Origin of the sequence: Lachnoanaerobaculum sanguinis, assembly GCF_033242365.1 — a bacterium.
GTDB classification, from domain to species: Bacteria; Bacillota; Clostridia; order Lachnospirales; family Lachnospiraceae; genus Lachnoanaerobaculum; species Lachnoanaerobaculum sanguinis.
In genome coordinates this window covers 1-21,296 of record NZ_BTHK01000026.1, presented here as the reverse complement: position 1 = coordinate 21,296, position 21,296 = coordinate 1, and the positions used below count along the sequence as shown (strand labels likewise).

Here is a 21,296-nt window from a genome sequence, read left to right as displayed (position 1 = left end):
TTAAAAAACTGGTTGGTTTTAGTAACCTTGATGCCCTCTATTTAACCAAAGCTGAAGTCGACAATTTCTTTCAAAACTGCATGCTCTTGGATACCTAGAGTACTAGGTTTTGAGAGAAACGACGGAAGTCAGGTTTGATATTTATTTTATATGTCTTTATAATAAAACAAAGTGATAAAATATACGGCGTGGGGGACATGAAAACTTTGGATAGAGAAACAATAAAAAAGATGTTACATGCGCAAATCAATGTAAACGGTCATATTATCGGAGCGGCTTTGGGATCTGGCATGACAGCCAAATATGTTGCCATGGGAGGTGTAGACTTTATAATGGCTCTCAGTGCGGGAAAATATCGTATTACCGGCAGAAGTTCCTATGCAAGCTATCTGTGTTATGGTAACAGCAATGATATTGTTATGGAATTGGGTACAAGAGAACTGTTGCCTATTATAAAAAACATTCCCATACTTTTTGGAATATTGGCTTCGGATCCGGAAATAAACCTATATGAATATATTAGGGAAATAAAAATGAGCGGATTTGCGGGAATTGTAAATTTCCCCACACTGGCTTTGATAGACGGGAAGTTTCGCGAGGCATTGGAGGAGGAAGGCACTTCATTTGAAAAAGAGATTGAGGCAATAAAGCTTGCCGATTATTTTGATCTGTTTACAGTGGCTTTTGTAACTACAGAATATGAGGCAAAAAGAATGATAGATGCCGGAGCGGATGCCATATGTGTTCATCTTGGACTTACGAAGGGAGGATTTTTGGGAGCAAAGAAATCATTGTCATTATATGATGCTCACAGGATGGCGGAAGATATATTTAAAGTTTGCGAGGAAAAAAATAAAGATATTATAAGAATGATATATTCAGGACCTGCAAGTACACCGATAGATATGAAGTATATGTATCAAAATACAAGCTGTCAGGGGTATATAGGCGGTTCTACATTTGAGAGAATACCTATAGAAAGGGCAATTCATAATACGACGAAGGCCTTTAAAAGCTATGGAGAGTTTAACAGTGAGGACCTCTTTGTAAAAGCTATAGACGGAAGTTTAAATACAGCCGATTATACCGAGATGGCAAAAAGGTATATTGAAGAACATTATATGGAAGTAATTCAACTTAGAGATCTGGCCTTGGTGGCGCATATATCGCCGACATATTACAGTATAAGATTCAAAAAAGATACAGGGATGTCATTCACGGAATATTTAATTTGGTTTAGGCTCAATAAAGCTAAAGAACTCTTGAAAAACGGCAAGACTTCCTGTAAGGAAATAGGAATGGCTGTTGGTTATACGGATTATGTTCAATTCACCAAAATCTTTAAGAAGTATATAGGAGTATCTCCGGAAATATATCGTAAACAAAAATAAATAAAAATATGAAGAACAATCTCTTTTGGTACCGATAAGAGGTTGTTTTTTTGTTCTTATATTATAAAAGATAATATAAGAACAATATTTAATATATAAAATACAATTAGAATATAAAATAAACACAATAAAAGATAAAATAATGACATTTAATTTTTTTATATTTAGGGTATTATTAAAGCATGGTTATTTATAAGGAATCGTAACAAGTCTAAACGGAAAGGAGTCTAAAGGATTAGATGAAAACTATTGCTGTAGCAGGTACATTTGATACTAAGGGTGAAGAGTTTCTATATGTCAAAGAGCTGATAGAAGAACTGGGGTTAAAGGCATATATGATAAATACCGGTGTATTTGATTCTGAGATTGAGGTTGATGTATCAAATAAAGAAATTGCAAAAGAAGCAGGCTATGATATTGAAGATATTGTCTCAAGAAGAGACAGGGCAATGGCCACAGAGGCTTTATCAAAGGGAATGGAGCTGTTGATTCCAAGGCTTTATGCTGAAGGAAAGTTTGACGGTATCATCTCATTTGGAGGTTCCGGAGGAACATCACTTGTAACACCTGCAATGAGGGCCTTACCTATCGGTGTACCTAAAATGATGGTTTCCACCATGGCTTCAGGAAATGTATCTCAGTATGTCGGGACAAGTGACATAATAATGATGCCTTCTATAGTGGATGTTGCAGGTCTGAATAAAATTTCAAAAACAATATTTAAAAATGCGGTACTTGCTATTGCCGGAATGGTGGGAATGGCGGATAAGATAAAAAAAGTTGAGGAAGATGAAAAACCTTTGATTGCCGCTACAATGTTCGGAGTAACTACTCCATGTGTGGATTTTGCAAAAGAGTATTTGGAAGAGCGTGGTTATGAAGTACTTGTTTTCCATGCAACGGGAACAGGCGGAAAGACTATGGAGTCTCTTATAGATGCGGGATTTTTCAAAGGAGTACTGGATATTACAACAACAGAGTGGTGTGATGAAATAGTCGGAGGAGTACTTGGTGCCGGACCTAACAGACTTGAAGCGGCGGGAAGAAATCATGTTCCACAGGTTGTTTCTGTTGGTGCACTTGATATGGTAAACTTCGGACCGATTGATACTGTCCCTGAGAAATTTAAAAATCGTAATTTTTATAAACATAATCCGACAGTTACTCTAATGAGAACTACAGTGGAAGAAAATATAAAATTCGGTCAAAAGATTGCAGAAAAATTAAATGCATCTTCCGGTAAGACAGTATTGATTCTACCTTTAAAAGGAGTATCAATGATTGATGCACAAGGTCAGCCTTTTTATGGAATTAAAGAGGATGAAGCTTTGTTTGATACATTAAAAAATAATATCGACACAGATAAAGTTAATATAGTCGAGATGGATAATAATATAAATGATAAAGCTTTTGCACAAAGAGCTGCAGAAGAACTTATTAAAATGTTGGAAGTATAAATATATAAGTAAAGGAGAAATAAAATGAACAGACAATCAAGAAAAGAGATCATGGACAAGTTTAAATCTGAGGTAGCAGCCGGAAAGATCCTTGTAGGTGTCGGTGCCGGAACAGGTATTACAGCAAAGTGCAGCGAAAAAGGCGGAGCCGATATGCTTATCATCTATAACTCAGGGCGTTTTAGAATGGCAGGTAGAGGATCTTTATCAGGATTATTGGCTTATGGTGATGCAAATAAAATTGTACAGGAAATGGGTGCGGAAGTACTTCCTATAGTAAAGAACACTCCTGTCCTTGCAGGTGTTTGCGGAACAGATCCGTTCCGTGTAATGGACCTTTTCTTAAAGCAATTAAAGGATCAAGGCTTTAACGGTGTACAAAACTTCCCGACAGTAGGATTGATAGACGGTAAGTTCCGTGCAAATCTTGAGGAAACAGGAATGGGATATGGGCTCGAAGTAGAAATGATCAGAGAAGCACATAAGCTTGATATGTTAACATGTCCATATGTTTTCGATCCTGAGCAGGCAAAGGCTATGGCAGAGGCAGGTGCAGATATTTTAGTTGCCCATATGGGACTTACAACAAAGGGATCAATCGGAGCTGAAACCGCTTTAACCCTTGACGATTGCTGTGAAAAGATTCGTGAGATCATTAAGGCAGGTCGTGAGGTTAATCCGGAGATAATGGTAATTTGCCATGGCGGTCCTATTGCAGATCCTGAGGATGCTGCATATGTAATAAAGCATGTTCCTGAGATTGACGGCTTCTTTGGAGCTTCTTCTATAGAGAGATTGGCATCAGAGAGAGGCATGACATCACAGACAGAAGCATTTAAGGCAATACAGAAATAATATATTGAGACAAATTTGACCGGCTCATAATAAGAGCCGGTTTTTTATGATAAAAATTTTTTGAAAAAATTAGCACTCAACTATTGACAGTGCTAATAATTGGTATTATAGTATGCATATAACAAATAAGACATAGATAACAATATTGTTACAAGGTTTTATTTGCAAACTATAATGAATACTAAAGAAGGAGATATGGATATGTTATTACCGGGAAGAAGTTACAATTTATTTGATGATTTTTTTAATAATGATTTTTTTGGAAGAGATTTTAGAAAGTTTGAGGCTCCAAGCATGAAGACAGATGTAAAGGAAGTCGAAGGAAACTATGAGCTGAGTGTAGAGATTCCGGGATTTAATAAGGAAGATATAAGTGCAAGCTTAAAGGACGGATACCTTACAATCAGTGCAAAGCATGAGGAAAGTAAAGATGAAAAGGATGAACAGGATAAATACATCCGTAGAGAGAGAAGATTCGGTTCATGTCAGAGAAGTTTCTTTGTAGGAGAAGCAATAACCGAGGAAGATATCAAGGCTTCATATAACAACGGTATTTTGAAACTCACTTTGCCAAAGGAAAAAGAGAGACTTCCACAGGAGCCGAAGACAATTGCAATTGAATAATTTTTAAGACTGCTGTAAAAGGCAGTCTTTTTTCTTTTGTCTTTTTTATTAAGTTATGGCATTATCTATTGTATATTGGGGTACTTAGTGTTATCATAATTTTTTTAAAGAGTATGAATTTATATATCGGAGGTTGTTTATGGCATTGATTTTACCAAAGGGTTATGATCCTGTATTAAGTGTAAGACAGACGCAGGAAGCGATAAAATATATCAGAGATACATTTCAAAAAGAATTCGGAAAAGAAATGAATCTGGAGAGGGTTTCAGCTCCTTTATTTGTATCAAAGTCAAGCGGATTGAATGATAACTTAAACGGAGTTGAGCGTCCTGTAGCATTTGATATACTCGGGGTTCCTAATGAGGAGTATGAAGTTGTTCAATCACTTGCAAAGTGGAAGAGAATGGCTCTTGGTGAGTATAATTTTGCGCCGGGTGAAGGCCTTTACACAAATATGAATGCCATAAGAAGAGATGAGGAACTTGACAATCTTCACTCATGCTATGTGGATCAATGGGACTGGGAAAAGGTAATAAGAAAAGAAGACAGAACTATTGAGGTTTTGGAAGATACGGTAAGAACCATATTTAAAGTGATCAAGCATATGGAGCATGAGGTGTGGTATAAATATCCTGAGGCTGTCAACCATTTGCCGGATGATATATTCTTTATCACATCAGAGGATCTTAGACTTAGATATCCTGATAAGACTCCGAAGGAGAGAGAAAATCTTATTGTTAAAGAACATGGCTGTGTTTTTGTGGAGAAAATCGGTGGTGCTTTGGGAGACGGAAAGCCTCATGACGGCAGAGCACCTGACTATGACGACTGGGAGTTAAACGGTGATATTCTCTTCTGGTTTGAGAATTTAAAATGTGCATTGGAAATATCAAGTATGGGTATCAGAGTGGATGAAGCGGCAATGGAAGCTCAGTTAAAGACCGCAAATGCACTTGACAGAAAGAGTTTACCTTTCCATAAGGCTCTTTTGGCGGGAGAATTACCATATACAATAGGTGGAGGTATAGGACAGAGCAGACTTTGTATGCTTCTTCTTAACAAAGCACATGTTGGAGAAGTTCAGTCAAGTGTTTGGCCTGCCGATATGATTGAGGCTTGCAAAAAGAATAGAATGATACTATTATAAAGTCAGTAGCCGCTTAAAAATATGTCAGTTTTTAAATAAAGCCGACACCGGAATTTAAAAGGAGTGTTTTTATGGCGAGAAAAAGAAAGAAAGCCGGCGCAATATCGGAAAATAAATTTGCGATAATTTTTGTCACCGGAGTGGTTTTATCTGTAGCGATTATTCTCGGATTAAAGGTAAACAGTATAAAACAGGAATTGGCAAAAAGAGAGTCCTACAATCAAAAAGTAATTGAAGAACTTGAGAGTGAAGACGAAAGATCAAAGAAACTTGAAGAACAAAGAAAATATGTTCAAACCGACAGTTATATAATAGAAATGGCAAGAGAAAAACTTGGACTTGTTTTTCCTGATGAGATTGCTATAAAGGCAGAAAAATAATATGTTAGATATAGATACGTTTAGTCATTTCATAGAGGATAATAATCTGATCGAAAAAAAAGATAGAATAGTACTCGGTGTAAGTGGAGGTGCAGATTCCATATGCCTGTTGCATACACTGAGTCGTATACAAAAAGCCTTAGAAATAAGGCTTTTTGTCGTACATATAAATCATGGTATAAGAGGTGAAGAGGCAAGTCGTGATGAAAATTATGTAAAGAAATTTTGTGAAAAACTTGATATTTGTTTTTTCAGCTTTCACTATGATATACCGAGAATTGCAAAAGAGCATAAACTAAGTGAAGAAGAAGCCGGAAGAAAGATGAGATATGAGGCTTTTGAAAGTGTATCAAAAGATATAGCGTTAAAGGAAGGATCGGATTTTAACAAGATCAAAATTGCAGTGGCTCATAATAAAAATGACAATGCGGAGACCATACTTCACAATCTTTCAAGGGGTAGCGGTATATCGGGATTAAAGGGTATTTTGGTAAGAAATAAAAATATTATAAGACCTTTACTGGCATTTTCAAGGGATGAAATAGAGGACTATCTTAAAAGAAACAGTATAGATTATATGACGGACAGTACCAATCTGGAAAATGATTATACAAGAAATATTTTAAGGAACGAGGTCTTTCCGATACTTGAAAAAAACGTTAACAGTAATGTGATCAATAATTTTTATAAATCTTCTAAAATTGCGGCTGAGGCCGATGAGTTTTTTGAAAGTTCAGCTATAAAATTTTGTGAAAAGAATTTAAAAATCAAAGGCAAATATGAATTTTTATTAGACAAAGAGGCCTTACTTAATGAGTCTCATATTATCAGTACATATATTATCAGGTATACTTTAAGAAAAGTATTAAAGAGTAAAGAGCTTGGAATAAAAGATATCGGTATGGTGCATATAGAGGATATATGGAATCTTGCAAAATCGGAAAACGGAAAAAAGCTTGATTTAAAATACGGAATAAAAGTCTACAATGAATATGAAAATATAAGATTTGCAGATGAAGATAAAAAAGAATCGGATGATGATAAATATGTATTACCTGAAATAAACTACAAGATTTTGGATAATTTCAATATTAAGGACATTCCGAAAGCCGGTAATATCAGGTGGCTTGATTTTGACAAAGTCCTTGAAAATATAGTAAAATATAATAGAAAACCTATATGTATAAACAATATTATTAATAAAGATGATATGATAAAAATCATAGAGGAAAATATTGTAATCAGAAGATGTGAAAGCGGAGATTTTATACATATAAAATCCGGCAGAAAGGCTGTCAAAAAACTTTTCACGGATGATAAGATACCTTTAAATATCAGAGGGGAACATGTAGTTGTTGCGACGGGCTTTGAGATACTTTGGATATTTAGAGAGAGCAATATATTCGGAGAGGACGCCGGACTTGACAGAACGGGAGAACTCTACAGAATAGATGAAAATACAAAAAATATTTTAAAAATAGAAGTAAGTAGGAGATGATATGAAAGAAAAAGTTGAAGTACTGATATCGGAAGATGAGATAAGTAAAAGGATTTTGGAGATTGCGGGAAGAATCAATGCAGATTACAAGGGCAAAGATTTGATACTTATATGTGTGCTAAAGGGTGGAGTCATGTTTATGTGTGACCTTGCCAAGAGACTTGATTTGAATGTAAGACTTGATTTCATGAGTGTTTCAAGCTACGGTGCTGAAACTACAAGCTCAGGTGTTGTAAAGATAATAAAGGATCTGGACGACAGTATAGCAGGTAAGGATGTACTTGTAGTAGAAGATATTATTGATTCAGGTAATACTTTGTCATATCTTCTTGATATATTGGAAAAGAGAGGACCGAAGTCAATAAAGCTTTGTACTCTTTTAGATAAGCCGTCAAGAAGAGAAAAGGATGTTACTGTAGACTATGTATGCTTTGAAATAGAGGACAAGTTTGTGGTGGGATACGGACTTGATTACGACCAGAGATATAGAAATCTTCCATACATCGGGGTTATGGAGCTTTCTGACCAGATTGGAGAATAATGAAAAAAACGGATAATCCGGTAAGAATGTTTTTCTTACTGTTTGTTGTGGCACTTATAATATGGCTGATATTTAACATGGGAAATCAGCTGAGTATTACAAAACTTAACTCTGCCGAGTTTAACAGCGTAATTGAAGAGAATAATATCGGACTGATAGAGATAAGACAGAATTCACAAACTCCTACAGGTGAGGCTATAATTTACTTCAAGGATCAGGATAAATACGGTAAAGCTGAAGTACATTATTTTATATCTGATGTAAATGAGTTCATCAAAAAAATGGAGGCTAAGGATATAACTTATATCTTAGATGATGTTCCGAGAGAGAGCATATTTACAAATACCGTATTGCCGGTATTACTTGCGGCCGTCATGGTAATGTTCTTTGTCATGTATATGAACGGAAAGATTGCGGCAGGCGGCGCCGGCGGCAATAATAAGATGATGAATTTCGGCAAAAGCAGAGCCAGAATCGTAAAGACTGCAAATGTAAACTTTTCAAAGGTTGCAGGACTTGAGGAAGAGAAAGAAGAACTGGCTGAAGTTGTAGACTTTTTAAAGGATCCGGGCAAGTACACAAGACTTGGTGCCAGAATTCCTAAAGGAATTATATTGGTGGGACCTCCGGGAACCGGAAAAACTCTTTTGGCAAAGGCGGTGGCCGGTGAAGCCGGAGTACCTTTCTTTACAATATCAGGTTCCGATTTTGTGGAGATGTTTGTAGGTGTCGGTGCAAGCAGAGTCAGAGATCTTTTTGAGGACGCCAAGAAAAATGCACCATGTATTATATTTATAGATGAGATTGATGCGGTCGGTAGAAGAAGAGGTTCAGGACTTGGCGGAAGTCACGATGAGAGAGAGCAGACTCTAAATCAGCTCCTTGTGGAGATGGACGGATTTGGAGGAAATCAAGGCATCATAGTGATGGCGGCAACAAACCGTGTAGATATTTTGGATCCTGCACTCCTTAGACCGGGAAGATTTGACAGAAAAGTTGCAGTAGGCAGACCTGATGTAGCTGCAAGAGAAGCAATATTGAAGATACATGCTTCATCAAAGCCTTTAGGTGATGATGTAGACTTACATTCGGTGGCGAGACAGACTTCAGGATTTACAGGTGCGGACCTTGAAAATCTTATGAACGAGTCGGCAATACTTTCCGCAAGGGAAGGAAAGGCTTATATTTGTGCAGATGATATAAACAGAGCATTTATAAAAGTGGGAATAGGTACTGAGAAGAAATCAAGAATAGTAAGTGAAAAGGAAAAAGCGATTACCGCATATCATGAGGCCGGACATGCCATACTTTTCAGAGAACTTGAAGGAGTAGGACCGGTACACACCATTTCCATTATACCTACAGGTGTAAGTGCTGCAGGATATACAATGCCTTTGCCGGGCGAGGATCAGATGTTTAATACAAAATCCAAGATGTTAAATGACATAATGGTAAGTCTTGGAGGAAGAATAGCGGAAGAAATCATCTTCGGTGACATTACGACAGGAGCAAGCTCAGACATAAAGCAGGCGACAAAGGTTGCAAAGGCAATGGTGATGGAGTTCGGTATGAACGATAGAGCCGGACTTGTAAATTACGGCAATGAAGGTGATGAAATATTCATAGGAAGAGACTTCGGTCAGACAAAGGGATACAGCGAAGAGACTGCAAGTATGATTGATGAGGAAGTCAGAAACATTATCAATGATTGCCACAAAAAGGCGAAAGAGATAATATTGAAGAGAAAGTATGTGCTTGAGTCATGTGCTAAGCTTCTTATAGAGAAAGAAAAGATAGGTTTTGAAGAATTTGAGGCGTTATTTTAAATGAATATTGAAGGTATTTTTAGTGATGAAACGATAGATTATATATCATTACAAAGCCTTAAAAATAGACAGGAAATACGAATACAGATAAGGGTTTTTAAGGATGATAAGCCGGAAATTTTTTTGGTAAATCATTTTGATGGTAGTGAATCAAAGATGGAAAAGCTTCGTTCAAGTGAATACTTTGATTATTACTACGCTGATTTGAATGATGTAAATTATTTCAAATATTATTTTAAAATAAATGAGGGCGGAAGAACTCTCTTTTATACAAGATTCGGAGTTACGGATTATTTAAAAGAAGACACATTGTTTGAATACAATAAAGACTTCTCTTTGCCTGAGTGGGCAAAGGGAGCTTTAATGTATCAGATATTCATCGACAGATTCAATCGTGGAGATGAAACCAATGATGTCGTGGATGATGAATATATATATATAGGTTTACCTGTAAAACATAAGGAAAATTGGAATGAATATCCTTCAAACTTTGATGTGGGATATTTCTATGGCGGAGACTTGGAGGGCGTTTTACAAAAACTGGACTACTTAAAGGACTTTGGGGTTGAGGTGATATACTTTAACCCTCTATTTGTATCACCTTCAAATCACAAATATGATACGCAGGACTATGACTACATCGATCCCCATATAGGAAAAATTGTGGAGGATACGGACGGAGTTTTAGGTGAGTTTGACAGTGACAATAAAAATGCCGCAAAGTATGTAAAAAGAGTTACAAGTAGGAAAAATCTTGAGGCAAGTAATGAAGTATTTATAAAACTGGTAAAAGAAGCTCATAAGAAAAATATCAAAGTGATTATAGACGGAGTATTTAATCACTGCGGATCCTTTAATAAATGGATGGACAAAGAGGGTATTTATAAAAGAGCGGATGAAGAATATCCGATAGGTGCATACTGGTCAGAAGAAAGTGAATTCAGATCATACTTTAACTTTATCGGAACGGAATATGACGGCTGGTGGGGACATGATACCTTGCCGAAGCTCTATTATGAAAACAGTCAAAAGCTGGTTGATGAGATACTTAGAATTGCAAAGAAGTGGATATCACCGCCTTTTAATGTGGACGGTTGGAGACTTGATGTAGCGGCAGATCTCGGATATACAAAAGAGTTTAACCATAAGTTTTGGACTATGTTCAGAGATGCGGTAAAATCCGTAAACAAGGACGCAATTATTCTTGCCGAGCATTACGGTGATCCGAGTTTTTGGCTGGACGGCAAGTGTTGGGACGGAGTAATGAACTATGACGGCTTTATGGAGCCGGTGAGCTGGTTTCTGACAGGCCTTGAAAAACATTCCGACAGAGAGGATATGAGCCTTAAGGGAAATGCAGATGTGTTCTTTATGATGTTAAAGAATGCGCTTGGAAAAATGCATTATGATGTAGCACTTGTATCTATGATTCAGCTTTCAAATCATGATCATTCCAGATTCCTGACAAGAACAAACGGTATTGTAGGAAGAATAAATACTCATAAATCAGAGGATGCAAGCTTAGGTGTAAAGCTTGAAGTTATGAGGCAGGCCATAATGATGCAGTTAACTCTGCCGGGTGCACCTACCGTATACTATGGTGACGAGGTCGGAGTATGCGGTTTTACAGATCCGGACAGCAGGAGAACATATCCTTGGGGAAATGAAAATCTTGAACTTTTAGAGTATCACAGATATATGAACAGATGGCATAGAATAAGAAAAGAGTTAAAACACGGCTCTTTGATAAAACTTATTTCAAAAGACGGTATAGTAGGTTATGCAAGAGTTTCAAAAGATAATGTATCTGTAATTATAATTCATACCGGAAGAGAAAAAAAGAAAATAGATATTCCGCTCTATCTCACAGGTATGAGAGATAATGCGGCTATAAGCAGAGTAATATATACAAATCCTACAGGTTACAATGTAGGAATGGTAACATATTTTAATGATAACGGCCATGTGAACATGGAGATAGAACCACATTCGGGATATTTACTGGTGAGTGAGAACTTGTAAAGCGACGGCTATATGGAGAATATATGGAACAGGATAATAAAAAATATACCGGGAAATTATTCAGTAATACTGATTTGAAACTGCTTATAGTTCCGCTGATTATCGAGCAGTTTCTGGCCATAGCTGTAGGAATGTCGGATACCGTTATGGTAAGCTTTGCAGGTGAGGCGGCAGTATCGGGAGTGTCGCTTGTTGATATGGTAAACAATGTGCTTATATCTTTACTTGCTGCACTTGCAACAGGCGGTGCAGTAGTAATCAGTCAGTTTATAGGTGCAAGGAAAAACGACGATGCATGTACTGCGGCTGCTCAGCTTGAGATTATGACATTTTCGGTTTCCGTTATTATTTCCATACTTGTTATAATATTCGCTCATCCTCTTATATCAATGCTTTTCGGTAATATAGATAATGAGGTGTTTGAGGCAAGCAAGCAGTATTTGACAATAACCGCAATAAGTTTTCCTATGCTGGCAATATATAATTCAGGCGCGGCTATATACAGAAGTATAGGAGATTCAAAGACTTCCATGAAAGTCAGCATACTTATGAATATAATAAATGTAGTCGGAAACAGTGTCGGAATCTTTGTATTACATATGGGAGTGGCCGGTGTGGCTATACCGAGTGTTATATCAAGAGGTGTAGCCGCTATTGCTATAACAATACTTGCATCAAGGAATAAAAATGCTATAGTTTATTTGAAGTTAGAAGAGGTATTCAGACTGAGAATGGACTATATGAGAAGGATACTTTATATCGGAATACCTTCAGGAATTGAAAACTCACTGTTTCAGGTCGGAAGGGTTGCTGTAGTTTCCATAATTTCAAACTTTGGAAGAGCGGAGATAGCGGCCAATGCCATAGCAAATAATCTTGACGGACTTGGCGTAAACATGGGCAATGCGATAAGTATTGCTATGATAACGGTCATAGGAAGATGTGTGGGTGCGGGAAATTATAAAGAAGCTAAATACTATGTAAAAAAACTGATGTTTATAGGATATGCGGTCATTATAATTCCCACTATATTTATATTGGGATTTCAAAGCTTTTTTATCTCAATATATAAGGTATCGGATGCCACAAGAGAGCTTACAGCCGTACTGGTATGGATACATATGGGAATGGCGGTATTCTTATGGCCTCTAAGCTTTATACTTCCTAATGCACTAAGAGCAGGAAATGATGTGAAGTTTACTATGACGGTAAGTCTGTTTTCAATGGCGGTATTCAGATTTGCAACATCACTTTTTATAGCCAATGTTTTTCATATAGGAGCAATAGGTGTATGGTGTGCAATGATTATAGACTGGGTATTTCGATCGTCAAATTTTGCATATAGATTTATATCAGGAAAATGGTGGCATAAGGATTTGAAAAAAGGGGAAACATGATAGTTGATTTACATTGTGATACAATCAGTGAAATATATAAAAATAAGGGTATAAGTCTAAAAGAGAATGATTTAATGATTGATATAAGCAAGCTGAAAAAATCAGATGTACTTTTACAATGCTTTGCTATGTTTACATATTTAAAAGAGGTGGACTCACCATATAAATATGTAAATGAACTGATTGATTTGTATGAAGAAGAAATAGAGAAAAATTCGTCTGATATTGCGTTTGCAAAAAGCTATAGCGATATCCAAAAAAACAGGGAAAACAATAAGATTTCGGCATTCCTCACAATAGAAGAGGGTGAGGCGATAGAGGGCAGTATAGAAAATCTTATACACTTTTACAACAGAGGTGTAAGGATGATAACTCTTACCTGGAATTTTGAAAACTGTATAGGCTTCGGTAATAAACGAATTATAGAAAACGGTGAATGTGTCGGCTATACCCCTGATAAAGACAACGGTCTTAAACCTTTCGGATTTGAGGTTGTGGAAAAAATGGAAGAGTTGGGAATAATAGTTGATGTTTCACATCTTTCGGATGCGGGAATTTATGATATAATTGATATTGCAAAGAGACCTTTTGTTGCGAGTCACTCCAATGCCAGAGCGGTATGCAATCATTCGAGAAATTTGACTGATGATATGATAAAGAAGATGGCAAATAAAGGATGCATTTCGGGGCTTAACTTTTATCCTGAGTTCTTATCGAAGGATTTTTCAAACAGAGAAAGAAAAGCCTATATAGACGATACTATAGATATGCTCAAATATATGGTAAATGTTGGAGGAAGCGAGTTTGTGGCTCTGGGCTCGGACTATGACGGATTCAGTGATATTTTAGAGTGGAAGGATGCAGGGGGAATGGGACTCTTGACAGATGCAATGGAGAGGGAAGGCTTTAGCGCAAGTCTTATTGAAAATATAACATATAAAAATGCACTCAGGATTATAAAGGAAGTGGTTAAATGATCAGAATAGCGGTGCTTATTTTGATACTTGTCTTTGTATGTGCAGTCTATGTACTACATGCAAAGATGGAAGAGGATGAAGAAAAAAGCGGAAATGATATCATAGATGATATGATTAAAAATAATGTAATTGATGAAATAGCAAAGGGTAAGGATAGAGGCTAATGAGTACAGCGGTTGTATTGGATAGTAACAGTGGTTTGACAAAGGAAGAGGCAAGAGAGCTTGGCATGTATATTTTGCCTATGCCGTTTATGATAGACGGAAAAGAATATTTAGACGGTAAGGATATTACATATGATGAGTTCTTAAGATTACAAAAGAACGGTGCCGATATAGTGACATCACAGCCTTCACCTGAAGATGTGATGGATCTGTGGACTGAACTTTTAAAAGAGTATGATTCAATAATACATATACCTATGACATCAGGGCTTTCAGGTTCATGTGATACGGCAACAATGCTTTCAAATGAGGATGAGTTTTTCGGTAAGGTATTTGTAGTGGATAATAAGAGAATATCAATCACACAGATAAGTGCCGGTTTGGATGCAATAGAGATGCTTAAAGAGGGCATGTCACCTGAAAAGATAAAGGAAAAACTTGAAGCCGATGCAGGCAAGTCGGGAATATATTTGATGGTAAGTGATTTGAAATATCTTAAAAAGGGCGGAAGGATTACACCTATGGCAGCCGCTCTTGCTTCATTGCTGAAGATAAAACCTGTACTTCAAATTCATGAATCAAAGATTGATGCTTATGGAAAAGCCAGAACATTTAAACAGGCAAAGCAGATAATGCTTGAAGCGTTAAAAAAGGATCTTGCAGAGAGACTTGATGATCCGGATGCTAAAAATTCCAGAGTAATGATAGCACAGTATGATGCGCTCGATTTTGCAAATGAATTTGCAGCAGAGCTTGAGCCTGTTTTTGGAAAGGTGGATATAGTTAATCTTTCACTTTCCGTGGCAACACATATAGGCCCGGGAACGGTTGCTGTTGCTGCAGCAAGAAAGTCAAGTGACAATTAAGATTATGGATGTTGAAAAGAAAAAAACGAAATTTAAACTGCCTCCTATAAATTTGAGGGTGCTTTTGTCTGTAGTATTTTTACTTTTCGGTGTCTTACCTATATTTATATATGGAGGAATTGTAAGCCGTACAAATTTTACCTCAAGAGTGGATGCAAGGAAAATAGAGTTGCAGACAAAATGTCTTATGCTCAGCAACAAACTCACAAGAGGAAATTTTTTGAAAAATTCCGATAACAGGGAGGTTATAAGATCCGAGATAGATACAGTAGCGGATATATATAACGGTAGAATAGTTATAATAGATAAATCCTATACAACTATTGAAGATACTTTTAATCTGGCAACAGGTAAGATAAACATCTCTCCGGAAATAATAGGTACATTCAACGGCACAAATACAAATATATACAATAAGACCAAGTCATATATACTGCAAACAATGCCGATATATGAGAATATTGATAACCAGAATATAGACGGAGTCTTAATGTTTATTGCGTCTACAGAGAATCTGGTTTCGGTAGCTGAAGGTGTTGGAAATACCGAGAGGTTTTTATATATAACACTTTCAGCAATAGTATTTGTACTCTCTGTTATAATAGGCGGAAGACTGTTAAAGCCGCTTATAAATTTAAGAGATGATATATCAAGTATAGGCTATGGAAAGCTTGATCAAAAGATAGAGCATAATGAATATCAGTTGACCAAATCTATTTCTGAAAATATCAATACCACACTCGCAAAGTTACAGGATGCGGATAAATCCAGAGATGAGTTTGTGGCTAATGTGTCACATGAGTTAAAGACACCTATTACATCTATAAGAGTATTGGCGGATTCTTTAATGAGCATGGAAAATGTACCTAATGAGATGTATGCGGAGTTTATGCAGGATATTTCGGATGAGATAGACAGAGAGGCAAAGATAATAGATGACCTTCTCTCTTTGGTGAAGCTTGATAAGTCAGCTACCACTTTGGTAACCGAGCAGATTGATATAAATCAACTTATAAAACAAATCTTGAAAAGACTGAGACCTATAGCACAAAAGCGTGATATAGAAATGACTTTTGAGACTATCAGAGAGGTAAGTGCCGATGTGGATGAAACCAAGTTGTCACTGGCCATAAATAACCTCATAGAAAATGCAATCAAGTATAACAAGGATGGCGGTTTTGTAAAGGTAAGTATTGACGCGGATCATAAGTTTTTCTATATAAAGGTAAAAGACTCCGGAGACGGAATAGCACCTGAGTACCAAGATCTTATCTTTGAAAGATTTTACCGCATAGATAAGGCAAGATCCAGGCAGACAGGAGGTACCGGCTTGGGACTTGCTATCACAAGGAATGTAGTTCATTTACATGACGGCATTATAAAAGTTTCAAGTAAAGAGGGTGAGGGAACTACGTTTACAGTCAGAATTCCTCTAAATCATGTAAAAAGGAGGGATAAGAAGTGAGAAACAAATTTTTGATCATTGTAATTGTTCTACTTTCTATAACTCTTATATCCTGTAAGAAAAAGGAGACACAATCTTTAGCGGAAAATGAATACAATATTTATTATTTAAATACAAATATTAATACTCTTGTGGAAAGCCGATACACCGCAGCTTCAGGTAAGAGCGATACAAACGGACTGATAAAAGAACTTATGACACATTTTTTAAAGGTGCCGGATGATTTGGAAGCGGTTGTAGCCCTACCTGACAAGGTTACATATCAAGGATTTGATATAGACGGAAATATTTTATATTTAAACTTTGATACAAACTATCAGGGAATGGATGTGACCAGAGAAGTACTTGCAAGAGCGGCCTTGGCAAAGACATTTACACAGATAGAGGGGATAGAATATATAAGTATTCGTTCAGGAGATCAGCCTCTTGTAAATGCCTTGGGAGAAAATGTGGGGCTTATAAGTGCCAACAACTTTATAAATAATGTTTCAAATATAAACAGCTTTGAAAAAGCCACACTTTTGCTTTACTTTGCAGATGAATCGGGGACAGAGCTGGTGACAGAGGCAAGAGATGTGTTTTATGATATCAATACGTCAAAAGAGAGAATTATAGTTGATGAGCTTATAAAAGGACCTGAAACGGCCGGTTTGAAGGCTACTATACCAAGTGATACAAAGGTGGTAAGTGTCACAATGAATGAGGGCATCTGTTATGTAAATTTTGATGAGGCCTTCCTCAATGCAATACCGGATGTTCTTGACAGTATTACAATATACTCGATAGTGGATTCACTTTCCGAATTGCCTAATATAAGCAGAGTGCAGATACTTGTGAACGGAAAATCCGATAAAAAATATAATACAATCTCTTTGGGAACTTCTGTAGAGAGAAATCTTGATTATCTAAAAGAGGATTAAAAAATGAAAAGACCATGTGTACTTATAGTAACGGCCTGTTTGCTTGGAGAGCTTTTAGGGTATTATTTCAGTATATACAGGCTTGCGACGGGAATTCCCGTCGCGGCCGCGGTCTTATTTGTACTAAATTACAAAAAAATTATAAAATTCAAATTAATTTACTTTCTGATATTTTTTCTGATATGCAGTATCTTTATTTTAAGAATCAAATATGAAATCCGATATATGAATAATTTTATAGCTGATGTGGATAATAATGAAAAAAGCACTTCATTATGTGGAAGAGTTAAAAATATTATTTTCAAAGATGATAATGCAATGATTATCTGTGAAGGAGTAATCTACTATCTGAAAGATGAAATCTTTTTAAATGACATTCACATTGGAAATAAGGTGAAGTTTGAAGGGAAGTTGGAAGAGATAAGTAAAGGGACCAACCCCAGTGAATTTGATGCAAAAAGCTATTATAAAACCAAGGGTATATATGTAAAAATGTCGGTAAGCGACTATATGGTGGTTGATAAAAGCTATGATAAGGTAGGTGAGTTTTTCTTTTTATTAAGACAATACCTTAGTACAAAAATAGATGAGACTTTTGAGTCCAACAGAGCCGGATTTATAAAAGCAACCATACTTGGTATGAGGGGAGAACTTGATAAAGGTACTTATAAACTGTATCAAAGAAGTGGAATAGCTCATATACTTGCTATTTCCGGTCTTCATGTTTCATTGCTCGGTATAGGGCTCTACAAGCTTCTCAGAAAAATACTTCAAAGAAGTTTTTTGCTTTCAGCAAGTCTTGCGAGTGTATTTTTGGTGTTTTACGGATTATTGGTAGGTGATAGTGTAAGTATTGTAAGAGCAAGTACAATGCTTATATTGTATTTTATTGCTGAGGTGTTGGGGAGAAGTTATTGTATTATATCCGCACTCAGTATCAGTGCGGTAGGCATATGCCTTATTTCACCGTTTGAGCCCTTCGGATTAAGCTTTCAGCTTTCTTTTGCGGCAGTTTTAAGTCTTGGAGGACCGATTGCATTTATTATAAAAAGATTTAGGCCTGTGGAAAAGAAGGACAAATCCTCCTGTAGTTATAGAGTATTTAAAATTCTTGTCGTAAGTATCGGAGTTCAGCTTTTGACCTTACCGGTTACATTATATTATTTTTATACATTCCCATTATATGCTTTCTTAATCAATATTTTAGTTATACCGCTTATGAGCTTTGTGCTTTATTCTTCTATGCTTTCTTTGGTTTTAAATATACTGAGACTGACTTTATATAAATATATAAGTGTATTTACTGTTTTAATTCTGAGATTTTATGATTTTCTTTGTATTGCCACCAAGTATTTACCTTATCACTATATTGCATTTGGCAGGCCAAAGTTTTGGCAGATACTTATTTATTATATTTTACTGCTTGGTATAATTGCGATATCTATATTGAGGTGTAGAAAAAAATATCTTTTACTTTCTTTAGTTGCAGTTCTTATTTTATATCCTTTTTTTAAAACTGAAAGTGTTGTGTATCTTGATGTGGGACAGGGTGACGGCATTTATATGCATATTGATGATTTGGATATATTGATAGATGGCGGCAGCACATCAAAGCCTTCTTTGGGTGAATACAGTATGGAGCCTTTTCTTTTATATAAGGGAGTGGATGATATTGAGATGAGCTTTATCACACATTCGGATATCGATCATATAAGCGGAATACTGTATCTTCTTGAAACGGATATAAAAATAGAGAATATGTTTCTTCCGTATCAGGCAATGAAAGATAAGTCATATGATGAATTAAAGAAAGCTGCAGTTGAGGCCGGGTGCAATATAAGATATTTGAGTATGGGTGATTGTTTTGAAAGAAAAAATTTAAAGATAGACTGTCTTTGGCCTGACAAATCGGATAAAGAAAATGTGAATGAGCAAAGTCAGACATTTGTTATAGAGACTTATGGAAAAAGACTCTTATTTACAGGAGACATCGGTAAAAGCAGCGAGGAGAGCATATTAAAATACTTTGATATAGGGAAAGTGGATATACTAAAGGTGGCTCATCACGGTTCAAAGAACTCTTCTCTAAAAGCTTTTATAGAAAATGTAAGTCCCGATTATGCCGTTATATCCTGTGGAAAAAATAATCATTACGGACATCCAAGTCCTGAAACTATAGAGACATTAAAAGAAAACGGTTGTATTATATTTGAAACTTCAAAAACGGGGGCGATAGAAGTGAAACTTAGATAAAAGTATTTGTAATCAGTCTTTAAGGAAGTTGATATTGGTTTTTTATCTTGGCTATAGTATGATATTAAGTGATTTTATTATACTTAAAAAATAGAGAGTGAGATGAAGATGAAGAGAACGTGGTTTAGTGGACTGATCGGCAAACTTATAGCTATAGTATTGATAATAAATACTTTGGCCTCTTTGCAAGTTTATGCGGCGGTTACACCTGTAAAGAGAAACGGTACTGTTAAAAGCGCAGTTGTAGAGCAAAAAGAACTTAGAGGAGTATGGTTTTCATATATTGACTGGAGTGAGATGCCGTCAGATGTTGAGGCATTTAAGAAACGTGCAGATCAAGTTATGTCGGATATAAAAAATCGCGGAATGAATGCTATATTTTGCCATGTGCACAGTCATTCGGACAGCTACGGTCAGAAGTTGAAATCCTTCCCATTGTCAAAGTTTATGGTCACAAAAGATTCGAATCCGAATTTTGATCCTCTGGAGTATATGATTGAGAGTGCTCACAAACAGGGACTTTCATTTCATGCTTGGGTAAATCCTTATAGAGTTACCAATTCTATGATGAAAAATATACCGGATAATTCAATAGTGAAGCAGTGGATGGGAGATCCTTCAAAGCAGAGGAATGTATTATTACATGACGGCAATTATTATCTGAACCCTTCAAGTGCGGAGGTTAGAAGCTATCTTGTGAATTCAATCAGTGAAATTTGTAAAAACTATGAGGTTGACGGTGTACAGTTTGATGATTATTTTTATCCTTCATTAAATGACAGTGATCCGGCAAAGAGTTTTGACAAGGCGGAATATGATGCTTCAGGCAGCAGTTTGGGTATTACACAGTGGAGAAGAGAAAATGTGTCAATGCTTGTAAAAGATGTATATAAGGCGGTACATGAAGCTCGTCCTCAGGCGGTTTTCGGAATCAGTCCTGTAGCGCTTTTATCAAATCTGAGAAGTGATAAATCATATTTTGTAGATATTGATAGATGGATGGCTTCAAATGAATATATAGATTATATAATGCCGCAGCTATACCACGGTTTTGAAGCAAAAACAAGAACAGGTATATTGGCACCACATTCATATATAAATTGTTTAAACAGCTGGGTGGAGTTAAAGAGAAAGAGTAACAGCAATGTAAAGCTGTATATAGGTCTTGGACTTTACAGAACCGGAAAGGATATAAAGGACGGCAATGCAGTTTCGGAATGGTTAAGATATAATGATATCTTATTAAGGCAGGTAAAGGCTGCAAGAGAAACCGGAGAAGTTTCAGGATTTGGAATCTTTGCATACCAAAACTTCAGAGAGGCACCGGCCGTTTTGGAACTTAATAATTTACAAACAGCATTTACAAATCAGTAGAATCCGGGGGCTGTCGGGAAATGGCAGTCATAAAAGAGGGAGGAGTTACTTAAAATGAGTCACTCCTCCTTAAGTTTTTACATAAAAAAAGATGGCTAACGATAACCATCTTTCTCCGTTACATGTTATAATGTAACTA

At 36.3% G+C, this 21,296-nt stretch carries 18 protein-coding genes; all 18 read left to right on the top strand.

Features of this window, described 5'->3' with window-relative positions:
- Positions 1-197 precede the first annotated feature (197 nt).
- The 18 genes from SBH76_RS12920 to SBH76_RS12835 all read left to right on the top strand — a co-directional run bounded on the left by SBH76_RS12920 (position 198) and on the right by SBH76_RS12835 (position 21,157).
- Positions 198-1,391: a phosphoenolpyruvate hydrolase family protein gene (locus tag SBH76_RS12920; RefSeq protein WP_317978105.1), complete on the top strand. Its 1,194-nt coding sequence runs from the start codon at positions 198-200 to the stop codon at positions 1,389-1,391.
- A 239-nt stretch (positions 1,392-1,630) separates the two neighbouring features.
- Positions 1,631-2,848 carry a Tm-1-like ATP-binding domain-containing protein gene (locus SBH76_RS12915; protein WP_317978104.1) on the top strand — a complete coding sequence of 406 codons (1,218 nt, stop codon included), beginning with the start codon at positions 1,631-1,633 and terminating at the stop codon, positions 2,846-2,848.
- Between the two features lie 24 nt (positions 2,849-2,872).
- Positions 2,873-3,703, top strand: a complete 831-nt coding sequence (locus SBH76_RS12910) for a phosphoenolpyruvate hydrolase family protein (protein ID WP_007594525.1) — start codon at positions 2,873-2,875, stop codon at positions 3,701-3,703.
- 201 nt (positions 3,704-3,904) lie between these two features.
- The gene (locus SBH76_RS12905) at positions 3,905-4,327 is read left to right on the top strand and encodes an Hsp20/alpha crystallin family protein (protein WP_315036311.1); all 423 of its coding nucleotides are present in this window, start codon (positions 3,905-3,907) and stop codon (positions 4,325-4,327) included.
- A 139-nt stretch (positions 4,328-4,466) separates the two neighbouring features.
- Positions 4,467-5,474, top strand: a complete 1,008-nt coding sequence (gene asnA, locus SBH76_RS12900; RefSeq protein ID WP_317978103.1) for an aspartate--ammonia ligase — start codon at positions 4,467-4,469, stop codon at positions 5,472-5,474.
- A 71-nt stretch (positions 5,475-5,545) separates the two neighbouring features.
- Positions 5,546-5,854 (top strand): septum formation initiator family protein, encoded by a 309-nt coding sequence (locus SBH76_RS12895; RefSeq protein ID WP_007594520.1) that lies wholly within the window; start codon positions 5,546-5,548, stop codon positions 5,852-5,854.
- A gap of 1 nt (position 5,855) precedes the next feature.
- Positions 5,856-7,352 carry a tRNA lysidine(34) synthetase TilS gene (gene tilS / locus SBH76_RS12890; protein WP_317978102.1) on the top strand — a complete coding sequence of 499 codons (1,497 nt, stop codon included), beginning with the start codon at positions 5,856-5,858 and terminating at the stop codon, positions 7,350-7,352.
- A gap of 1 nt (position 7,353) precedes the next feature.
- Positions 7,354-7,893, top strand: coding sequence for a hypoxanthine phosphoribosyltransferase (hpt, locus tag SBH76_RS12885; RefSeq protein ID WP_315036267.1), 540 nt, complete (start codon positions 7,354-7,356; stop codon positions 7,891-7,893).
- On the top strand, positions 7,893-9,719 hold the full coding sequence (ftsH, locus tag SBH76_RS12880) for an ATP-dependent zinc metalloprotease FtsH (protein WP_317978101.1): 1,827 nt from the start codon (positions 7,893-7,895) through the stop codon (positions 9,717-9,719). Before hpt ends, ftsH begins: the two co-directional genes overlap by 1 nt.
- Complete coding sequence (locus SBH76_RS12875; RefSeq protein WP_317978100.1) at positions 9,720-11,741, top strand: glycoside hydrolase family 13 protein; 2,022 nt, start codon at positions 9,720-9,722, stop codon at positions 11,739-11,741.
- Positions 11,742-11,764: 23 nt separating this feature from the next.
- Complete coding sequence (locus tag SBH76_RS12870; protein ID WP_317978099.1) at positions 11,765-13,138, top strand: MATE family efflux transporter; 1,374 nt, start codon at positions 11,765-11,767, stop codon at positions 13,136-13,138.
- Positions 13,135-14,115 (top strand): dipeptidase, encoded by a 981-nt coding sequence (locus tag SBH76_RS12865; RefSeq protein ID WP_317978098.1) that lies wholly within the window; start codon positions 13,135-13,137, stop codon positions 14,113-14,115. Before SBH76_RS12870 ends, SBH76_RS12865 begins: the two co-directional genes overlap by 4 nt.
- On the top strand, positions 14,112-14,279 hold the full coding sequence (locus tag SBH76_RS12860) for a hypothetical protein (RefSeq protein ID WP_007594506.1): 168 nt from the start codon (positions 14,112-14,114) through the stop codon (positions 14,277-14,279). The genes SBH76_RS12865 and SBH76_RS12860 overlap by 4 nt, the downstream gene beginning before the upstream one ends.
- A complete protein-coding gene (locus SBH76_RS12855) occupies positions 14,279-15,145 on the top strand; it encodes a DegV family protein (RefSeq protein ID WP_317978097.1) in 867 nt (288 codons plus the stop codon). The genes SBH76_RS12860 and SBH76_RS12855 overlap by 1 nt, the downstream gene beginning before the upstream one ends.
- A 4-nt stretch (positions 15,146-15,149) precedes the next feature.
- Positions 15,150-16,610, top strand: a complete 1,461-nt coding sequence (locus SBH76_RS12850) for a sensor histidine kinase (protein ID WP_317978106.1) — start codon at positions 15,150-15,152, stop codon at positions 16,608-16,610.
- Positions 16,607-17,530 carry a GerMN domain-containing protein gene (locus SBH76_RS12845; RefSeq protein WP_317978096.1) on the top strand — a complete coding sequence of 308 codons (924 nt, stop codon included), beginning with the start codon at positions 16,607-16,609 and terminating at the stop codon, positions 17,528-17,530. The genes SBH76_RS12850 and SBH76_RS12845 overlap by 4 nt, the downstream gene beginning before the upstream one ends.
- 3 nt (positions 17,531-17,533) lie before the next feature.
- A complete protein-coding gene (locus SBH76_RS12840) occupies positions 17,534-19,783 on the top strand; it encodes a DNA internalization-related competence protein ComEC/Rec2 (RefSeq protein ID WP_331678166.1) in 2,250 nt (749 codons plus the stop codon).
- A 108-nt stretch (positions 19,784-19,891) separates the two neighbouring features.
- Positions 19,892-21,157 (top strand): glycoside hydrolase family 10-like protein, encoded by a 1,266-nt coding sequence (locus SBH76_RS12835; protein WP_317978094.1) that lies wholly within the window; start codon positions 19,892-19,894, stop codon positions 21,155-21,157.
- The last annotated feature ends 139 nt before the right edge of the window (positions 21,158-21,296 follow it).

Bases quoted from the DNA above. Each gene is read 5' to 3' on its own strand.
- SBH76_RS12860 (WP_007594506.1), top strand. From the start codon at position 14,112: ATGATCAGAATAGCGGTGCTTATTTTGATACTTGTCTTTGTATGTGCA.
- ftsH (WP_317978101.1), top strand. From the start codon at position 7,893: ATGAAAAAAACGGATAATCCGGTAAGAATGTTTTTCTTACTGTTTGTT.
- tilS (WP_317978102.1), top strand. From the start codon at position 5,856: ATGTTAGATATAGATACGTTTAGTCATTTCATAGAGGATAATAATCTG.
- SBH76_RS12920 (WP_317978105.1), top strand. From the start codon at position 198: ATGAAAACTTTGGATAGAGAAACAATAAAAAAGATGTTACATGCGCAA.
- hpt (WP_315036267.1), top strand. From the start codon at position 7,354: ATGAAAGAAAAAGTTGAAGTACTGATATCGGAAGATGAGATAAGTAAA.
- SBH76_RS12865 (WP_317978098.1), top strand. From the start codon at position 13,135: ATGATAGTTGATTTACATTGTGATACAATCAGTGAAATATATAAAAAT.
- SBH76_RS12905 (WP_315036311.1), top strand. From the start codon at position 3,905: ATGTTATTACCGGGAAGAAGTTACAATTTATTTGATGATTTTTTTAAT.
- SBH76_RS12870 (WP_317978099.1), top strand. From the start codon at position 11,765: ATGGAACAGGATAATAAAAAATATACCGGGAAATTATTCAGTAATACT.
- asnA (WP_317978103.1), top strand. From the start codon at position 4,467: ATGGCATTGATTTTACCAAAGGGTTATGATCCTGTATTAAGTGTAAGA.
- SBH76_RS12915 (WP_317978104.1), top strand. From the start codon at position 1,631: ATGAAAACTATTGCTGTAGCAGGTACATTTGATACTAAGGGTGAAGAG.
- SBH76_RS12875 (WP_317978100.1), top strand. From the start codon at position 9,720: ATGAATATTGAAGGTATTTTTAGTGATGAAACGATAGATTATATATCA.
- SBH76_RS12895 (WP_007594520.1), top strand. From the start codon at position 5,546: ATGGCGAGAAAAAGAAAGAAAGCCGGCGCAATATCGGAAAATAAATTT.
- SBH76_RS12840 (WP_331678166.1), top strand. From the start codon at position 17,534: ATGAAAAGACCATGTGTACTTATAGTAACGGCCTGTTTGCTTGGAGAG.
- SBH76_RS12855 (WP_317978097.1), top strand. From the start codon at position 14,279: ATGAGTACAGCGGTTGTATTGGATAGTAACAGTGGTTTGACAAAGGAA.
- SBH76_RS12910 (WP_007594525.1), top strand. From the start codon at position 2,873: ATGAACAGACAATCAAGAAAAGAGATCATGGACAAGTTTAAATCTGAG.
- SBH76_RS12835 (WP_317978094.1), top strand. From the start codon at position 19,892: ATGAAGAGAACGTGGTTTAGTGGACTGATCGGCAAACTTATAGCTATA.
- SBH76_RS12850 (WP_317978106.1), top strand. From the start codon at position 15,150: ATGGATGTTGAAAAGAAAAAAACGAAATTTAAACTGCCTCCTATAAAT.